This is a genomic window from Leptospira ainazelensis (assembly GCF_016918785.1).
In the GTDB taxonomy this organism is placed as follows: domain Bacteria; phylum Spirochaetota; class Leptospiria; order Leptospirales; family Leptospiraceae; genus Leptospira; species Leptospira ainazelensis.
Genome location: NZ_JAFFPT010000072.1, coordinates 290,990 through 309,834 on the forward strand (window position 1 = coordinate 290,990; position 18,845 = coordinate 309,834).

General features: G+C 44.7%; 17 protein-coding genes. 11 read left to right on the plus strand and 6 right to left on the minus strand.

The window, feature by feature from the left end:
* Positions 1-14 precede the first annotated feature (14 nt).
* The 6 genes from JWG44_RS18035 to JWG44_RS18060 all read left to right on the plus strand — a co-directional run bounded on the left by JWG44_RS18035 (position 15) and on the right by JWG44_RS18060 (position 7,883).
* Complete coding sequence (locus tag JWG44_RS18035; protein WP_205276438.1) at positions 15-482, plus strand: hypothetical protein; 468 nt, start codon at positions 15-17, stop codon at positions 480-482.
* A gap of 371 nt (positions 483-853) precedes the next feature.
* Positions 854-1,222 carry a hypothetical protein gene (locus JWG44_RS18040; protein WP_205276376.1) on the plus strand — a complete coding sequence of 123 codons (369 nt, stop codon included), beginning with the start codon at positions 854-856 and terminating at the stop codon, positions 1,220-1,222.
* A gap of 158 nt (positions 1,223-1,380) precedes the next feature.
* Positions 1,381-2,805: a TolC family protein gene (locus tag JWG44_RS18045; RefSeq protein ID WP_205276377.1), complete on the plus strand. Its 1,425-nt coding sequence runs from the start codon at positions 1,381-1,383 to the stop codon at positions 2,803-2,805.
* A gap of 2 nt (positions 2,806-2,807) precedes the next feature.
* Positions 2,808-3,806, plus strand: a complete 999-nt coding sequence (locus JWG44_RS18050) for an efflux RND transporter periplasmic adaptor subunit (RefSeq protein ID WP_205276378.1) — start codon at positions 2,808-2,810, stop codon at positions 3,804-3,806.
* Position 3,807: 1 nt separating this feature from the next.
* Complete coding sequence (locus tag JWG44_RS18055) at positions 3,808-4,548, plus strand: hypothetical protein (RefSeq protein WP_205276379.1); 741 nt, start codon at positions 3,808-3,810, stop codon at positions 4,546-4,548.
* A complete protein-coding gene (locus JWG44_RS18060) occupies positions 4,545-7,883 on the plus strand; it encodes an efflux RND transporter permease subunit (RefSeq protein WP_205276380.1) in 3,339 nt (1,112 codons plus the stop codon). The genes JWG44_RS18055 and JWG44_RS18060 overlap by 4 nt, the downstream gene beginning before the upstream one ends.
* 151 nt (positions 7,884-8,034) lie before the next feature.
* On the opposite strand, the gene JWG44_RS18065 is transcribed toward JWG44_RS18060, so the two are convergent.
* The 6 genes from JWG44_RS18065 to JWG44_RS18090 form a co-directional block, all read right to left on the minus strand.
* Positions 8,035-8,238, minus strand: a complete 204-nt coding sequence (locus JWG44_RS18065; protein WP_205276381.1) for a hypothetical protein — start codon at positions 8,236-8,238, stop codon at positions 8,035-8,037.
* 82 nt (positions 8,239-8,320) lie between these two features.
* Entirely contained in the window at positions 8,321-9,976 is a 1,656-nt protein-coding gene (locus tag JWG44_RS18070) for an outer membrane beta-barrel protein (RefSeq protein WP_205276382.1), read from the minus strand.
* A gap of 174 nt (positions 9,977-10,150) precedes the next feature.
* A complete protein-coding gene (locus tag JWG44_RS18075) occupies positions 10,151-11,464 on the minus strand; it encodes a CCA tRNA nucleotidyltransferase (protein WP_205276383.1) in 1,314 nt (437 codons plus the stop codon).
* Positions 11,457-11,804 (minus strand): hypothetical protein, encoded by a 348-nt coding sequence (locus tag JWG44_RS18080; protein WP_205276384.1) that lies wholly within the window; start codon positions 11,802-11,804, stop codon positions 11,457-11,459. The genes JWG44_RS18075 and JWG44_RS18080 overlap by 8 nt, the downstream gene beginning before the upstream one ends.
* 34 nt (positions 11,805-11,838) lie before the next feature.
* Positions 11,839-12,228, minus strand: a complete 390-nt coding sequence (locus JWG44_RS18085) for a ribonuclease HI family protein (RefSeq protein ID WP_205276385.1) — start codon at positions 12,226-12,228, stop codon at positions 11,839-11,841.
* Positions 12,225-12,542, minus strand: a complete 318-nt coding sequence (locus tag JWG44_RS18090) for a hypothetical protein (protein WP_205276439.1) — start codon at positions 12,540-12,542, stop codon at positions 12,225-12,227. Before JWG44_RS18090 ends, JWG44_RS18085 begins: the two co-directional genes overlap by 4 nt.
* A gap of 126 nt (positions 12,543-12,668) precedes the next feature.
* On the opposite strand from JWG44_RS18090, the gene JWG44_RS18095 reads away from it, so the two are divergent.
* From JWG44_RS18095 to JWG44_RS18115, 5 genes are read left to right on the plus strand one after another with little or no spacing between them, the layout of a single operon-like run.
* Positions 12,669-13,439 (plus strand): arginyltransferase, encoded by a 771-nt coding sequence (locus tag JWG44_RS18095; protein ID WP_205276386.1) that lies wholly within the window; start codon positions 12,669-12,671, stop codon positions 13,437-13,439.
* 57 nt (positions 13,440-13,496) lie between these two features.
* Positions 13,497-14,237, plus strand: coding sequence for an SDR family NAD(P)-dependent oxidoreductase (locus tag JWG44_RS18100; RefSeq protein ID WP_205276440.1), 741 nt, complete (start codon positions 13,497-13,499; stop codon positions 14,235-14,237).
* 31 nt (positions 14,238-14,268) lie between these two features.
* Positions 14,269-15,774 carry an FAD-binding oxidoreductase gene (locus tag JWG44_RS18105; protein ID WP_205276387.1) on the plus strand — a complete coding sequence of 502 codons (1,506 nt, stop codon included), beginning with the start codon at positions 14,269-14,271 and terminating at the stop codon, positions 15,772-15,774.
* Between the two features lie 4 nt (positions 15,775-15,778).
* On the plus strand, positions 15,779-17,260 hold the full coding sequence (locus JWG44_RS18110; RefSeq protein ID WP_205276388.1) for a glycosyltransferase family 39 protein: 1,482 nt from the start codon (positions 15,779-15,781) through the stop codon (positions 17,258-17,260).
* 20 nt (positions 17,261-17,280) lie between these two features.
* Positions 17,281-18,414: a glycosyltransferase family 2 protein gene (locus JWG44_RS18115; RefSeq protein WP_205276389.1), complete on the plus strand. Its 1,134-nt coding sequence runs from the start codon at positions 17,281-17,283 to the stop codon at positions 18,412-18,414.
* Positions 18,415-18,845 lie beyond the last annotated feature (431 nt).

The following is an 18,845-nucleotide window of genomic DNA, read 5'->3' on the forward strand; positions in this document are numbered from 1 at the left end:
GAACCTCGGCGCTCATTCTTACCTTATTTTTCGGAACGGGACTTTTTGTTTCCTGCGTAACTCCGCCTCCGCCCAAAGGATCGGCAAAACAAATCTTTGCGGATTGTATGGAAACCTTTGGAGACAAAGAGAAATGCGAGAAGCTGGTTCTCAAACAGCTTCTCGGGTCCGGTCAGACGACCAATCCGGAAACCGGAGTAGCTGAAAATCAAACCGCAGTGGAACCCGCGTTGGATCCTGAGATTGAAAAGAATCTTCGGCTTCGTTCCGAAATCAAGGACACGCTCCAGGGACAAAATCGAATCTTCGTAAAAGAATTTTTAGGAAACCCGGATCAGGTTCAATTTAGAACGAACAGTATCGAAGCTTTTATTTACACAAGACCGATCAGCCGTTTTAAACCTGGGGCCAAACCCGACCTCGAAATCCGAGTTCTGATGCGCAATGGAACCGTGGTTCGTGTGGAGCATGTGGCCCCTTAAGCTTAGTTTGACCTCATCCTATCACTCATAACCTTACCCACAAGTTGGAAAAGCGATTTCGAATGAAGAAGTATCCCAGTATGACTTTTTGTAGGAGTTCATACAAAAGCTATGAGAGAGAATATTCCTTGCAAAATTATAATTCTGTGATATAGGAAAATCTCCCGGAGTTTTCCCGCCACCGCTCCCCTCCACCCGAAATCAGGGCGGGGCGCGCGTTTCACAGAGGACTGTCGTAGCTCCGACAGATTCTCTGAAAGATTCAGTTCACTTGTGCGTAAGGTTATTCTACGCACTAGATGCCCTCTTTTTAAGCAAAATTGCTGAAAAACGTTTGTAGGCCTAACCCTACCTAAGAAATGTGGATTGGAATGCAGGTCCACTGGCTTCACAGACTTCTAATTCTGGCTCTTACAGCGGTAATCGTATTACCCTGTGAAGAAGACGGAACGTTTGATCTCGCATTTGTGGATGCAAAAGGATCGGAGATTCATTCCGCTCTTGCAAAACGTCTTGATAAAAAAGAAACAAAAGCCCGTTTGCAGTGTGAACTTGATTCTCAAGATTTTGCGATTCCGCTTCGAAGCCGTTACGACTTTTTAGATCTCGTTTTCTCCGATTTTTTTGAACTTTCAAAAACTGAGATCGAATTCTTTCAAAAAAACTTTTTCGCTCCGAAAACTCAATACAACTACCTCCTTTCCTCCTTACTCCTCAATCTTCCTCCGCCGATTGCTTAATTATAAATTTATAATATTCTATCGTTAGAATTTTGTCGAACGATAGATCTTGGCTTAGTGCGCCGCACTATTTCGTGATCGTATGCCCTTTTTAGGGGAAGATGAAATCTCGGAGAACCGTATCACTTGATCCGTAAACATACAAAACTGGAAAACTTATGAGAAAGATTTTCACGCTCTTAATTCTGCTCTCGCTGCAACCCATTCTTCCAGAAGAATCCAAATCAGCGTCTTCCTCTTCGAACGGCGAGACGCCGAGTCTTGGGATTCCGGCCAGTTCGACCCAATCGGAAGGTCCGATTCAAGCCGAGATTCCGAACGGAACTCCCGTCGAGTTCAATTTGGATCTCAAAAGCGCGGAAGAAAAACTCTGGAGAAACAACCTTCTTTTGTTGGCTTCGCGTTTTAACATCGACGCTCGTAAGGCGGGAATTGAACAGGCCGGACTCTACGCAAACCCGAACATCTTTATCGATCAGAGTATTTTCGCCGAACCGACTCAGAGATATTTCGACTTTACCCGCTCGGGGCAAACCGTCGTCCAGATCCAACAGTTGTTTTTGCTCGGAGGTAAGATCGGAAAACGGGTTCGTGTCGCGGAATTGAACGCGCGTATGAGCGAACAGGAATTCTACGATCTCGCTCGCGGTCTTGTCACCAAACTTCGCAAACTTTTTTACGCGATCTACTACTACCGTCAGGCGATCACTTTCTACGATCAAAGTTTGGAAGCCCTCGGTAGAACCGTTTCCTCGGCGGAAATGGGTTACAAAAGAAGGGCGATTCTCCAAGCCGAAGTGCTACGTCTCAAAGCCCTCTATTTCTTTCTTAAAAAAGAAAGAGAAGATTTGAATATTCGAATTTTGGAAAGGGAAGCCGATCTAAGAGTTTTGTTAAACGACGATTCTTTGAGAAATTCGGACGTCAAAATCGTTCCCCGGATCAACGAAGAACATCTGGACTTTTTGGAACCCGCGAAGTTAAAAAGAGACGAACTTCTCGAACTCGCAAGAAACAAAAGACCCGATCTCAAAAAAGCGATCCAGGCCCTTCGTTACGAAGAGGCCAACTTGGATCTACAACACGCAAACGCGATTCCCGATCTTGCTTTCGGCCCTATGTACAACCGGGGCGGAACCGCCTTTCAAAACTACTGGGGAGTCACCGCTCAGTTGAACATTCCTATCTTTGATCGAAATCAGGGAAATATCAAAGCTTCTGAAAAGGCCATTCTTTCCAAAAAACAGGAACTCAAAAATACACTTTTGGAAGTGGAGAATGAAGTCGCGGTCTCCATCGAAACCGCGAGAGTCAAAGACAATCTTTACAGAAAATTCAGAAATACCTATACCAAGGAATATTTGGACCTTTCGAAGGATATGATTCTTAGTTACGAAAAACGTTATATTACGATTTTGGAATTTGCCGATTTTTTTGAAACCTATCGCTCCAGCGTCGTAGAAATGCTAAAACTGCAGACGGATCGTATGGACGCGATCGAGGGGATCAACTTCTCGGTCGGTCAGGGAATTCTCATTCCGAAACTGGCGGAACCCGCAACGAATCCAAAGAAGGAAGACTGATCATGAAATTACCTTTTAACAAACGTACCACATTCATTTTTGGACTCGCAGCCGTAGTGGCTATCGTTTCCCTTGCCGTTCTCGGACTTTCCAAACGAGGAAAACCGAACATTCAATTGCCCAACAAAGCGATCGTTCACGATAAGGGAGAATGGATCGAATTTAAAGAGAACAGTCCCGGTTTGGAAATCATCAAAACGGCTCAGATCGGTAAGGAAGGAGAATTTGTGGAAGTGGAAGCGCCGGCCCGTTTGATAGCTTCTTCTTCTCCTTCGATGAGCGGAGATGAAAAGATCATTCTTTTCGAATCTGCGGATCTAAACGATCTCTACGTGGGTTACATTCATTCTAAAAACAGCCTGAACCGTTCCCGCAAAAACTTGGAACGGATCAAGGACATGTTCAAACACAGGGTCGCGACCGAAAAAGATCTTATCGAAGCGGAGACGGAAGCTGAAAACGACGAGGCCGAACTCGCGGAATTTGAAGGTAAGTTAAGAGCCGTGGGTTTAAATCCGGCACAACTCAGAAACGCGAGCGCCCTGAGCGCTTGGATCATCTGCGACGTTCCTGAATCGCAGCTTCAGAGTTTGAAAAAAGGCAAAAAAGTAAAACTCAAATTTTCCAGCTTTCCGGAAACCGCATGGATCGGAACCGCTGAGGCTCTGGGTGACAACGTGGATCCCACGACTCGTACTGTTAAGGTAAGAATCGCGGTTAGAAACGAAGGTTACGTTTTGAAACCGGGGATGTTTGCTACGGTTCGTTTTCCGGAAGATAGAAAGGGAGATACTGTGGTCATTCCGTTTACTTCCGTCGTTACGGTGGAAAGCAGAAGTTATGTTTTTGTGGAAGAATCACCTCGTGAATTTTACAGAAGAGAAGTGATTTTGGGTACTTCCGGCGAAGAAAGAGTCACCGTCGTGGAAGGTCTCACCAAAGGTGATAAAGTAGTCGTGGAAGGAACGATTTTACTCAAGGGACTCAGCTTCGGCTTTTAATATGAAAGAATTTAGAATCATATCCATACTTATAATATCAGTTTTTTTGAATGTTTCTCTTCTGGGGCAAAGTCAAAAAAACGACTCCAAATCCGATCCTTCGCCGGAATGGATCGAAGAACCGGACGGAAAAACTCGAATCGGTAAAGAAGGCGCGGATGAAAACTCTCTCAAAGGAAAAACGCTCCCGAATTCCACGAACTTTCTTGTCTACGGCGCGAGCGTCGGTTCTCCGGGAAGTATAAATCTCAACATAGGTTATTATTATAAGGACGTCGTTCTGAGAGCTTCCGGCGGCAAATGGAATCCTCACTGGTGGGGAGGTCAGGTCGATATCGGTTATAGTTTTTGGAAAACTCCGGTCGTGGCACATAGTATTTCTCTTGTATTCGGAAAGTTTCAAGTGGATCCGTTTCAACCGGAAGTGGGCAGGGGAGGACAGAATTCTTATCCTTCGGGTTCCTCGTTTCCCGGTTATCAGCACAGGGATCCGACCTACGAGGATTTGATTCTCCGTTCTTTTGTGACCGAACAAAATCCGACCTTGGCCTTATATCTCGAACATGAAAGCAGGGACCGTCAAAAGGTTCATCTCAATCAACAATACGTGGGTTTGACCTACGATTTTCTTTTGGGAAATTTTTTCCTGCAATTGGGAGGAGGAATCGGAAAAGGCGATTATAAGAATCCGCAACTTCTGATCCAAATCGGTTATCTTTTTGATACGAGGTCTTCGCAATGATTCGAAATCTAATCGAAGTTGTACTTCGTTATCGTATCGCCACTCTCGCAGCTACGATCGCATCGGTCGTTTTTGGAACCTGGGCTTGGATCGATATTAGAAAAGAAGCATATTCCGATATAGCCGATACTCAAGTGCGTTTGATCGCTAAGTTTCCCGGAAAAGCCGCTGTGGAAGTGGAAGAACGCGTCACGATTCCGATCGAAAGGGTCTTAAATGCGATCCCGAAGGTTGCGGTGAGAAGATCCAGAACGATCAACGGTTTAGTCGTATTTCAGTTTGTTTTCGAAGACGGAACCGACGATTATTTTGCAAGAACCAGACTTCTGGAAAGGGTGAGAGACGCCGATATTCCCGCAGAAGTGGAACCTTCTCTCGGACCGATGAGTTCTCCGGTCGGCGAAATTTTCAGATACGTTGTGGAATCGAACGCAAACCACACCCAGATGGAACTGAGAACGATCCAAGATTGGGTGATCATGCCGAAGATGTTGCAGATTCCGGGGATCGCGGACGTGGTTACGTTCGGGGGGTTGCCGAAACAATATCACGTCGTGACAACTCCGGATAAGTTGATCCGTTATAAACTTACGATCAACGACGTGATCAAGGCCATTCAGGAAAATAACCTGAACACCGGTGGAAATCTTCTTTTACAAGGGGAACAAGGATTTCCGATCCGATCTTTGGGTGCAATCCGTGATCCGAAACATATCGAAAACATCGTGGTAAAAACGGTAAACGGGGTTCCGGTTTTTATCCGCGATTTGGGAACCGTGGAAATTTCACATCCGATTCCGAGCGGTGTACTTGGTTATTCGGTTCAGAACGACCAAGAAGGTCTGATCGACGTCGATTCTTCCGTACAGGGTTTGGTCGCAATCCGTAGATGGGGCGATCCGAATATCATGGGAGAAAGAATCAAAGCTCGGGTCAAGGAGATCAACGAAAACTATCTCCCCGACGGAGTTCAGATGAGAACCACCTATGATAGAACGGATCTCGTAAACTATACGTTACGCACCATCGGTAAAACCCTTGTGGAAGGGGTTGTAGTCGTAAGTTTGGTTTTGATCTTTTTTATCGGGAGCGTCAAGGCGTCGATGGTCGTGGTGGCTACGATTCCTTTTGCGATGCTTTTTGCGTTTTTGATGATGAATCTTACCGGGATCCCCGCCAGCTTATTATCGTTAGGCGCCATAGACTTCGGGATCATCGTCGACGGCGCCGTCATTATGGTAGAGAACATCATGCGTCGTTATCGGGACGCTTCCCCTTCGGATAAAACAAAAGGAATCATTCGATTTACGGTCGACGCGGCTTCGGAAGTTGGGACCGAGATCATCTTCTCCATTTTGATCATCGTACTCGCATATCTTCCGATTTTTTCGTTTGAAAGAATCGAAGGACGACTTTTTAAACCGATGGCGTTTACGATTTCTTTCGCGATCCTCGGGGCTTTGATTTTTGCGATGACGGCGATCCCGGTGATGATGTCGTATATCTATCGAAATTATTTCGAGTCCGCCAATCCTGGCCCGATCGAATGGCACAACCCGATCTACGAATGGGTGGAAAGAAAATACGAAAGACTCATCGAATATCTTGTGGAAAGATCGAAAAGGGTCGTGACGATTTGTTTCTCCGTGGTGGGAACGTTACTCGTCATTGGTGGCCTTTCTCTGGGTACCGAATTCTTACCCGAGATGGACGAGGGCGGTTTTAATTTAAGAATTTTCTTTCCCGTGGGAATCTCGCTTCCCGAATCCAGAAAGTTCATTCCAAAAATCAGACAGATGATTTATAAGAATGAACAAGTGAACGTCGTAATCTCACAGTTGGGAAGAAACGACGACGGAACCGATCCTCTTCCGCCGAACCGACTGGAAGTCCTCGTCGGATTGAAAGACTACGACGATTGGAAGGAAAAGATCACCAAACAAGAGTTATTGTTGCGTATGAGAAACGATCTGGAAGCCGGTCTTCCCGGCGCGAGGGTGAGTTTTTCGCAACCGATCATGGATAACCTCTCCGAAGCGATCATGGGAACGATCGCCGATCTTGCGGTTTTTGTCTCCGGAAACGACCTCAAAGTAATGAGGGAAATCGGAGGAGAGGTTCTTGATATCGTAAAAGAAATGAAGGGAGCCAGTGAATTCGGTATCGAACAAGAAGGGGACAGTTCTCAGCTTACGATTCGGATCGACCGAGAGGCAGCAGCTCGTTTCGGGATCAACGTCGTCGACATTCAACAGATGGTGGAAGCCGCGATCGGAATGCAGAGAATCGATACTCTCTACGAAGGTCCGTCTGATATTCCACCGAAAACACCGGCTCGTTTTGGAATTGTGGTTCGTTTTTCAAAGGACTACAGAACCTCGCAGAGAGCCATCGAAAATATGCCGATCATCTCTCCCAAAGGAGAAAGAATTCCTCTTTCCGAAGTGGCGCAGGTAACGCTGGAAGAGGGGCCTACGATGATCTTTCGTCAGGAAGGAAGAAGAACCGTTACCGTTAGGACTAACATCCGAGGAAGGGATCAGGGCGGTTTTGTCGCGGAATTGCAAAAACGCATAAAACAAAAAGTAAAACTTCCCGACGGCTATGAGATTCGTTACGGAGGACAATACGAGAACCTTTCCCGGGTCGGAACCAGGCTTATGATGGTGATTCCCGTGACGATCGCGATCATCTTTGCGGTTCTTTATCTACTTTATAAAAACTTTAAGTATGTCTATGTCGCTCTCGCTTGTTTGCCGCTTTCTCTTGTGGGAGGAATTTACGCGCTTTTACTTCGAGGTTATTACTTTAACGTTTCCGGAGGTGTGGGTTTTATTTCTCTTTTCGGAATTGCGACGATGTCCGGGGTTCTTTTTGTCTCGAGGACTAATCTGATTCTGACGGAAGACGAGGATCTGACCGTTCGGGAAGCCGTAAAAAAAGCCGCGGTGATTCAGCTTCGACCGATGCTCATGACGATGCTTTTGGCCCTTCTTGGTTTGATTCCTGCGACGCTTGCGTCCGGAGTCGGATCCGATGTACAAAGACCGCTGGCAACGGTGATCGTCGGGGGTCTTTTTTCAGCGCTTTTGTTGGTTCTTACCGTGTTGCCTTCTCTCTATCTGATCCTGGTCGGCGAAAGAAAAACCTTCGGGATTCCAAAGAAAAAAACGGACTTAGAACCGTATTCTTATCTGGATCAGTACACGATGGAAGAATACGAAGCCGAAGAGATTCCTTCTTTGCCAAAGAACAACGGTAAAAAGAAAAGTTCTTCTTCCACGACGAAGGATAAGAAGACCAAATCCGGTCCGACGAACAAGTCGAAGAAGTAAAATCTAAGTGTAGAATTCTTCTTATCTTCTTAAGGGCAGTAAAAGGGAAGGAGCGACTTTTTTAGATCGGGTGAAAAAACTTCTTTTACGATCGAAAAAGAATGTCCCGAAGAGAATCAATCGGCTTCTAAAAAGAGGAAGCCGAATTGTTTTAGCGAAGGGCGAGATAATACTCGGAAATGTATAAGAGCTGTTGTTCCGTCAGAAGATTTTCGGCAAAGGGAAGGGGACTTACATCCATTCCTTTGTAAGAGGTGTTGTTTTTTGGAATTTTGATTCCGGACGAGGTTTGCGAGGAAGAAGAAAATCCTCTCCAGGAAGTTTTTGATTTGTGTAAGATTTCTCTGAATTTCATGCTGCTTTCTCTTTTTTAAAAAAGGCGCTTCCGTAAAGAAGCGCCTTTTTATTACTAAAACTTGAGATCCTTTGCCTAAGTATTAGAACTTGGCAACAACACCTAAAGTCAGACCGTTTTGGTAGTCTTGTTTGTCACCTTTCTGATCTACGAATTGTTTACCCGCAGCCCAGTCTCTACGAAGATCCAATTTGATTATGAGGTTCTCGGTAAAGTTCCACACAGGAGTAATTGTAAGAGTTTTATACTGTCCTGCGTTTCTGGTTCCGCCGTAGTTTTTGTAATCGTCGCTCATCGCTTCCAATACTTGTTCTTTTGTGATCGCAAAACCACCAAGAGTCGGATCGGCAGCTAAGGCGGTCGCAACGGTTTCGGCGATCGCTAAGTCGGTAGCCTTTTTGTATTCGCTCACATAAGTGTTAACACCCATGAAAGGATTAAAAGTAGTCAGCGCACCGTTGTTGTGTTTGTCGTCGATATACTCACCACGAACGTTTATACCCCATGCTTCGTTGATTTTGAACTTAGCCCAAACTCCGTAAGCTTTGTAAGTGGTTTTTGCGTCGCGTTTGTTGTTCAAACCGTAGAAAAGGGTATCCTTGTTGAAAACTTCCGCACCGGTTGCATCCACGTTGTAACGTTTTTGATCCAAGCTGTTGTTTGCAAGAGCTCCGGACTTTTCGCTCCAAGTGTAATCCAAGTCGATCGTGATCTTGTCCGTCGGAGTGATGGAGAGGATCGCGTGGTTCATGAACCAGTAGTCTTTGTTGTATTTCGCTCTTTGAGGATTCGCAACATTGTATTTACCGATGTTCGCATCACCCATCGCAGTGGCCATTTCGGTCGCCAATGCAGCTTTCATTGGATCGACACGAGAAGCCGCTCCGTCGCTGGAATACAAAGTGTTCCAAGTGATGGAAAGTTTGTCTTCAATCAAAGTTCCTTTGATTTGAGTTCCAACCGCTTTTCTTTCGGACTGACCTTCTACGAAGTAGCTCTTTCCTGCAGCGCTACCGCTATAAGTCGGATCGGTAATGATCTGTGTTGGAGCGGTAGTAAAGTTTGCAGGAGAGTTGTAACCAGTACCAGCTCCACTGTTGTAGATATAAAAGGTTCCAGCCCATTTATCCGTAAACTGAGTTGTCAAACGAGCACCGGTGTGAATGAAAGGGATCGTGTTTTGGAAGATGGCCCCTATCGAGTAGTTCGGGTTACTCATCGATTCGAGAAGTTCGTAACCGATATGTGTAGCCATCTTACCGACGTCCAAAGTCATCCCTTTCATAACCGGAAAATACATACTGACATATGCTTGTTTTAGCATATTGTAGTTGTAGATACTGTTGCTCTGAGAATACGGAGCTTCCTGAAACGCGTTGTTTTGACCGTTTTGGAAGTCGATTCTAAAACCCCAAGGAGAACTTTTTTCAGCGGCTTTCTGAATCGTAAGCGCTACTGCGTTTACGGCAAAGTTCTTGTTGCTGGTTTCGAAAGCACGGGTTGCATCAACGTCGTTTCCTTGTTTCGGGTTGAGGTTGTACATGTAATACACGTCCGCAAACCCTGAAAATTCAACCTGATCATACCATTTCTTATCTTCTGGCTCGGCCGCTTTAGCCGGCGCGGGTGCAACTGCCGCTTCTGCTGCAGGTTTTTTTCCAGTCTGGGCAAAGACTTGGGAAGTTCCTACAAGACAGAGGACAGAAGCAACGAGGCTTAATGTTTTTATTCTCATCATTCTCCTAAATCTCCTATGCCCTTTATATGCAAAATGTGTGCCAGCGTTCAAATTAGGGAATTTAGCTGAAAAAAGTGCAGATTTTCGTAGATCTAAAGGATTATGGTGCTTATAGATTGAAGCAAGAGTGAATGACGGGGCGTTTTATTGGGACAAATGCTTATAAAATGAACACTATTGGAGAGAGAATTCAGAAGGGATCAAGCCGAGGAGGAGTTCTTTTTGGTTTTCGGAAGGATTTTCCAGGACATGAGACAGAAGTTTGGAAAGGACAGTTCCCATTTCCTTCGGAGGAAGTTTCGGTCTGTGTTTGAGAATGTCCTCTCCCCGAAGCGCGAGTTCGGTTACAAGAAGGGCTTGAGGCTCCTTCGCCAAACCAAGAACACGAGAAGAATCCAAGATGGCTTGAAGAGAAGGCTCATAAACGTAGCAGAGTCTGAGGATATGTTCGAGAACTGCCAAAAGATTTTCTCTCCCAGCGTGAACACAGGTCGGATGTAAAAGAATCTTTCTGAGTTCCGTATCGGAGATTTCCATTTGATCCTTCCAAGGGAGAATCTCGTGAAGAATTCCCGCAAAAAAAAGGGAATCCTTTGTGTTGTGATTGGAATAGCGCAGATCCTTTAGGAATTGTTTGGAGTGAGGTCCGACCGCAAACGAACCGAATAGCCAGGAGTGGAGAAATGTTAAACGAAGACTCAAGGGAAACGAAGGAATTTCCTTCATTTTTTCCGCCGCGATTTTGTTCTCGTTTGGATAGAGAGAGATGTTTGTAAACAATTCTAAGATCTGAAATTCTCTGAAGAGTTGGAGAGAGGGAAAGGGATCTTTGCTCTTCAAGGTTTTATTGAGTTCGTCGTGGACTCGTTCCCGGGAAACCTTGGCCGTGATATTTCTACAGGCGCGGATCGCTTCCGCCGTATGAGGATCCAAGGAGAATCCAAGACTACTCACAAAACGAAGGGCGCGGATGGGTCTGAGTCCGTCTTCGGTAAATCTTCCGATCGGATCTCCGATCGTTCGTATGATTTGATTCTGAATGTCCTTGAGTCCATCGTGTTCGTCGATCAATCGTTTTCTTTCTAGATCGAGTGCGAGTGAGTTCATCGTAAAGTCTCTTCGTTTGAGATCTTCACTCAAGGAAACTCCGAATTCTACGCTCTCGGGTCTCCGTCCGTCCACATAGTCCGCGTCCTTTCGAAACGTAGTGACTTCATAGGCTCGATCGTGAACGAGGACCGTAACGGTTCCGTGTTTGAGTCCGGTCGGGACCGTCCTTTTAAAAAGCGAAAGAATTTGTTCGGGTAAGAGAGAAGTCGTGAGATCGAATTCTTCCGGTTCGCGATTGAGAACTAAGTCGCGGACGGAGCCGCCTACGACGTAACATTCTCCGCCTGCGCCGAGGATCGTTTGTGTGAGAGAAAGGATATCGGAGCGAAAGGGTTCGGGGATTTTCCCGATCAAAACGGAGGGATCCAATTCAGTCATTTTGAATCATTTTTTTCCAGAGATTTCCGTATCGATTTCGAAGGGTTGTGTTGTTCTCCAAAATCCGATCGATCTTTTGTTTCCATTCCGGGTCGACCGTGATTTGACTAAAGGGAAGTTCCGTTTTTTCGGAAAGAATTTTGTCGATTCCGAGGGCGGTCTTTTCGGCGGCAAAGTCGCAGAGTTCCTTGGTTTCGGGCGTTTCTTTTTCGGAAAGACAAAGAAGAAGCATCTCCTCGAACTTTTCTTCCTTTTGAAGAGAAAGAAGTTTGTTTTTGAGGGAGTTCCCACATTCTAAAAAGAATCCAAATGCGAAGAGTAGAATCCAGATTCTTCTCAAAGATAGAAATCCGTCTGTGTTCGAGGAATTCGTTTTACTTTGTAAAGGCTTCGTTGGCGAGTCGATCGGCGAGTGAGTTTTTTTCACGGGGAACATGGGTGATCTGGAAAGATTGTAACGTGGAAACGAGTTTGTCCACTTCCTTTTTGTATTCCAAAAGATTGGGATGTTTTACCTTATATCTTCCCGTCACTTGTCGGACTACGAGTTCGGAATCCATAAACGCATGGACGGAATCAAACTTTCTTCGGATACATTCTTCCAGACCTCGTTTGAGGGCCGTCCATTCCGCGACGTTGTTCGTAGCTTCTCCGATTTTTTCGGAAAGGGTGAATTCTTCTTTGCCGTCCATCAGTCCGGCGACCCCGATCGAGGAAGGCCCTGGGTTTCCCTTGGAAGCTCCGTCGCAATAGATCTCAATCAAGAATTCTTATCTCCGCGAAAGAGATCCGTCACGAACAAAACCGGTTTCCAGATAAGAATGTAGAACAACAGAAGTCCTCCCTTTACAAACATGCTCAAGAAGTTTAGAATGAATTCCAAACCCCAGCTCGTAAAAGAATAGGCAGTTTCGGGTAAAAAAAGAGTAAATCCAAACAGAAGAATTCCGATTCCCAGAAGAATGAATTGTAAGACCGCGTTTCCGAGGAGAAAGGATACAAGACTCGCAAGAGTGAAAATTAATGCGATGCGAAGTCCGCGTTTTTTGATTTCGAAGTTCATAAAAAGACTGTGCATTTCCGAGTTTTTTGATCCTTGCACGAAATTGAGTTTCTTTGCCATGTTGAAAACAACCGCGTCTTTCGTCGAGTTTTCCCTAAAAAACTTTACGAGTCTCGTCCTTTGTGACATTCTTTTCCAAAGATGATCCAACAAAAACTGCAAGACCTCGTGGATTCTCTTCCGATCAGTCCGGAAAAAAATTGCTCCTACTATCCCGATCGTCCGAGCCAGATTCAATACCTTCCGTTTCAGGGTGAGATCGCCCAAGAAGCCCTTCAGTTTTTTTTCGATTCCGGTTTTCGAAGAACGGGAAACATTCTTTATAGAGCGGCTTGTAACGGTTGTCAGGATTGTCTGAGTTATCGAATGCCCTTGGATCTTTTTGTTCCGAGCCGCAACCGCCGAAGACTTTTGAAAACGAATGCGGATTTGAGGATTCGTTTTGGCCGGCCCGAACTCACTGCAGAAAAAGAAATTCTCTATCTTCGTTATCAAAGATCCCGCTATGAAAATTTTGTGAAGGAAGAATCCGATCAGGAACTTTTAGAAGGGATGCGCTGGAATCTTTTCGGTTATCCAGAGAATTCTTTGGAGATGACTCTATGGTTTGAGGAACGGATCGTCGGTTTTCTCATTCTGGACGTCGCGTCCGATTCTCTTTCGGCCGTATATTCGGTCTATGATCCCGATTTTCCGGAGAGAAGTCTGGGGAGTTTTGCCATTCTCTGTTCCATTCTTCACGCGCAGAAACTGGGGATGAAGTTCTACCACCTCGGTTATTTTCTTCCCGGACATCCGGATATGGATTACAAAAAATATTGGACTCCTTCGGAAATTCGCGAACCGGACTCGAATCTTTGGATCCAATCGGAAGCCTTTCAAAAAAAGCATCCGGACTTCCCTTGGAGTTAGAGTTCCTACTCTAAATCATACTTGTCAGTTCCGTTTCTTCCCGTAAAACGGATGAATATGGCAAAAAAAATCATCGTCGTCGGTGCATCGAGCGGAATCGGAAAAGAACTTTCACTCCTTCTTTTGGAACAAGGACATACGGTGACCCTGGTCGCCCGTCGGGATAAGGAATTAAAATCCATCGCGGCTCCTTTTAACACTTCCAAGGAAACAAAAGCATTTATTATCAAACAGGATGTTACCAATTTCGATCAAGTGGATTCTGCGTTTCAAAAAGCTGTAAAATCCATGAAGGGTCTCGACGAGATCTATTACGCATCCGGAATCATGTATGATATCAAACCGGATGAATTCGATACTACAAAAGATATCGAGATGTTGAATACAAATCTTCTCGGTTGTGTGGCTTGGTTGAATCCGGCCGCGTTCTACTTTCAAAATCAGAAAAGCGGAAAGATCATCGGAATCTCTTCGATCGCTGGAGACCGCGGAAGAAGAGGGAACCCCGTTTACAATACTTCGAAGGCCGGGATGAATACGTATCTCGAAGCTCTTCGCAATCGTCTCGGAGTTTTGGGAATCCAAGTGCTCACGGTAAAACCGGGTTTTATCGATACGGCGATGACACAAGGAATGAAAGGACTTTTCTGGCTGATCACCGCAAAAGAAGCGGCTTCCATCATTCTCAAAGCGGCGGACTCCGGCAAGGAATGTATCTATGTTCCGGCTCGTTGGGGACTTGTGGGGCTGATCATTCGAATGATTCCTTCTTTTATCTTCAAACGTCTTTCTATCTAAAACCTGAATCGATTGAAAGGGTAAAAACACTATGGCAACCGCATCCAAAGCTTCTCCTAAGAAGAAGTCGGCTTCTTCTAAAACCGCAAATGTAAAACCGGCGAAGACAAAAAAGTCTTTTGTTGAAATTCATCTTCCTGAAGCGACAAAGGTGGAAGCCTGGGGAATGAATCATCATTCGATTTCGCCGGTTGTTTTTCCGGAAAAGGAAGAGGACTTTAAAAATCTATTCGCCTATGCGGATCAGAAAAAACTCAAGCTGACGTTTCGAGGCGGCGGATGCAGTTACGGAGACGCGGCGACCAACACAAAAGGTGTTGTGATTGATATCTCGAAATACAATCGGATCTTAGAATTCAACGCAAAGACCGGAATTCTTAAAGCCGAATCCGGGGTTACGATCAAACAACTCTGGGAATTCGGAATCGAAAAAGGATACTGGCCTCCCGTCGTAAGCGGGACCATGTTTCCGACGTTAGGCGGGGCTCTTTCGATGAATATTCACGGGAAAAACAATTTTGCCGTGGGTCCGATCGGAGATCACGTTCAAGAATTCACTTTTATGACCCCGGACGGAAAGGTCCTCACCTGTTCCAGAAAAAAAAATCAGGATCTATTTTTCGGAGCGATTTCCGGCTTTGGAATGCTCGGCGCCTTTTTGACCGTAACGATCCAGTTAAAACATATCTACGCTGGAAAGATGAAAGTATGGCCCGTGGTCAGTAAAAATCTTCAGGACATGTACGACTATTTCGAAAGGGAATATAAGAATTCGGATTATCTCGTAGGTTGGGTGGACGCCTTTGCTTCCGGAAGTTCTCTTGGAAGAGGGCAGATTCACAAAGCGGTTCATTTGAAAAAGGGAGAAGACCCCGAGTTTCCCGAGAATTGTAAATTAGAAAACCAGAATCTACCAACTACGTTTTTGGGAATCATTCCTAAGTCTTGGATGTGGATCTTTATGCTTCCGTTTTCCAATAATTTGGGAATGCGCCTAGTGAATTTTGCAAAGTTCATTTCGGGTTATCTTACGAACAACAAACCTTATATGCAAGGTCACGCGGAATACGCCTTTCTTTTGGATTACGTTCCGAATTGGAAGTTTATGTACAAACCGGGATCGATGATTCAGTATCAGAGTTTTATACCGAAAGAGAACGCGGTCGACGCGTTTTCCGAAATTTTAAGAATCTGTCAAAAACGAGGAATTATCACCTGGCTCGCGGTGTTTAAAAAACACAGACCCGATCCTTTTTTACTCACACACGCGTTGGACGGATATTCGATGGCGATGGATTTTCCTGTTACCTCCGGAAACAAAAAGAAACTCTGGGAACTCGCGGGTGAGTTAGACGAAACCGTATTGAAATTCGGCGGTAAGTTTTACTTTGCAAAAGACAGCACTCTTCGACCCGAAATCGTTCAAAGAGCCTTCCCGAAAAAGAATTTGGAAACTTTTCATTCTTTAAAAAAGAAATACGATCCAAAAGGAATTCTCGAAACAGATCTCTACAGAAGAATTATGGGAATCTGGTGATCGAATGAGTCGTGTGAAGGGCTATATCGAGGAATTAAAACGAAATTCGGATCTCAGAGTATTTCTTATTATCTTTGCGTTAGGCGCCTTCTTTCGTCTTTTTCGTTTGGATTTGCAGAGTCCCTGGGAGGACGAACTTTTCTCGATTCGAGCTTCGTCTGAATCTTCACTGGTTGCACTCTGGGATTGGATGAAAAACGATCCACACCCGCCTCTTTATCAGACACTTTTGTTTTTTTGGTTTCAGACGTTTTCTCCTACTGTATTTTTTGGAAGATTGCTCAGCGCGATCGCGGGTCTTTTGGTCCCGCTTGCGTTTTACGCCTTTTCGCCAAAGGGTTTGAGCGGAAGAATTAAGATTTCAGTATCCGCGTTACTCGCTCTTTCAACCGGGCTTATCTATTATTCGCAGGAACTCAGATCGTATAGTCTTCTAGTTTTGTTTTGTACGATACAACTCGCATTCGTACTTCGATCCGTGTATGAAACTGAAAAAGAAAGTCGGACCCAAGTTTATCTCTGGATCCTGATCGTTTCTCTGCTCGCTTCGTATACTCATTTTTTCGGATTTATCTGGTCGGCTTCCGTTTTTCTCGGAATTTTTATTTCTCGTTGGATCTTTACAAAAAAATTTCCGAAAACGGAATTTTTATCCGGAATTCTTTTTGCCGTTCTATTTCTTCCGGCTTTGTATCTTCTTTTTAATTCGGATAAGATCGGGATTGCCTCTTGGATTCCGGAGGCGGGATTGACCGCGTTTGTGGTCTTCTTCGATTTGATCTTTCATTCCGGAATTTTTAAAAAGTTTATACCGGGAATTGTCGCTTCCTTGGCATTGTTCGTAGGTTTTGCCTCGCTTTACTTTCGTAAAAAAGAAGGCGGGATCGATTCCGCGAGTTTGGAAGAAGAACATAAGAAATCCGTAATTCTTCTTTTGATTACCTTTTTGGTTTTTTCGGCGGTTCTTGGGATTCTTTCCTCGATTCAACCGTTGATTACTGCGAGAAATCTTTTGGTCACGGCTCCGGCGTTGTATTTTTTAATCGCGAGCGGATTTTCCCTTTTTCCCATCTACAAAGGAAAACGACTGGAGACGATTCTTATTATCATTTCTCTTGTTTCTCTTTATTACTTCACCCGGCATTTTTACAAACCTTACAAAGAGCAGTGGAGAGAGAGTTCTCAGTATATTCTATCGGCGATCCAGGATCATCCGGAGGAATATACGCTTCTCTGTTCATCTCATTCCTACAATATGGAATACTTTTTGAAAACGGGCGGTATTACAGGGATGACACCTAAAATATACAGCAAGGAAGAGGCCGAACTTTTTATAAAGGATTCAAAAAGGAAGAATCTTGTGATCTTGGAAACTTCCTGGAAATATCTGGACTTGCAAGAGATCGACTCGCTTTTTTCAAAGAAAATATTCGATCGAAAAGATCAGTTGTTTTACGGAATGAGAGTGATCATCCTCCGTAAGTAGAAAATCCGGAATTTTAAACTATGAAGAAAAAAAACATCACCTATGTAATCCCTTGTTTAAACGAAGAGAAAACGCTTCCTCTTGTTTTGGAAAAGCTCGTAAAACTTAAAAAAGATCTAAAACAGTACAATGTTGAAATTCTTGTCTCCGACAACGGTAGCGAGGATAAGTCGATTGTGATCGCAAAAAAGTTCGGAGCTAGGGTCGTAAACTGCAAAGAACGAGGATACGGAGCCGCGTTAAACTTCGGAATCACAAACGCCGTCGGTGAGATCATACTTTTCGCGGACGCGGATAATACTTATGACTTTTTGGAATCACCGGCTCTTCTCGCAGAAATGGAAAAGGGGGCCGAATTTGTGATCGGATCCCGTTTGAGCGGGAAAATCCATAAAGGGGCGATGCCTTTTTTACACCGTTATCTTGGAACGCCGGTCATCAATTGGATTATCAATCTCTTATATTCGAAAAAAGGAAATCGTGTTCAAGACGCTAATTCCGGGTTCCGTTGTTTTCTAAAAAAGAAATACCTCGAATGGGAGATCGAAAGTACTGGAATGGAGTTCGCTTCCGAAATGCTCGTAAAGGCATTGAGGAGCGGTGTGAAACTTTCGCACGTTCCGATCAGTTTGTATCCGGACGTTGCGGGAAGAATTCCGCACCTGAGAACTTGGAGAGACGGGATGAGACACCTTTTGCAGATTCTCATCCATTCCCAGCAATTATTTTACTATTCCGGTTTTGGGCTTTTTTTTATCGGTTGGACGATAACGATCGTGGGTTATACAACCGGAATCATAACGATAGGACCGTTTCATATTTTTGGAATTCATTCCCTTACCGTTTCGCTTTTGGTGGCTACTCTTGGACAAACGGTCTGGGCCATCGGCCTATTTTTAGGAGCGAGAAAAAATTCGGAGCTGAGTCTATATTCGAAGTTGAATCATCTTTCGGAAGACCTTTTGTTTTGGTATTCGGCGCGGATGATTCTGTTTGTCGGCCTATTATTCGGCTTTATCCTTTTTCGTTGGTGGAAAAATTCCTTTCAGGTCTTGGATCTCGAAAAAGAAATTTTGATGATCAGCTTTTTGAGCGTTCAGATCCTCAACTTGATCGGGCAAACGATCACCGCACATTTACTAAAAAGAACATAAAGAGCGACCCGTATGAGCCATATTTCCATACCCACAAGTTGGAAAACTATGTGGACCTCAATGGGAATGTTTGCAGGAGTTCCTACATTCGAGACTTTTTTCTTGCAAAATTATGATTTTCTGATATAGCAAAGTTTCCGGAGTCTTTCCCGCCCCCCGCGCCCCCCTCCACCCGAAATTTGGGCGGGGCGCGCGATTTTTCACAGAGGATTGTCGTAGTTCCGACAAACTCTTTGAAAGATTCAGTTCACTTGTGGGTGTTTGGGAGCGAGATAGCACGAAAACGTGCAGCGCGGTTGTTTTTGGCCCTTAACGTAGTCAAGAAATGTCGCGACGAGTTTCTCTTTCGATGGCACAACAAAGGTTTAAATCTTCGCAACGTCCAGTGATCGTTTTATCTAAGAGTCAAATTTCAAACTCGCGCTTATCAA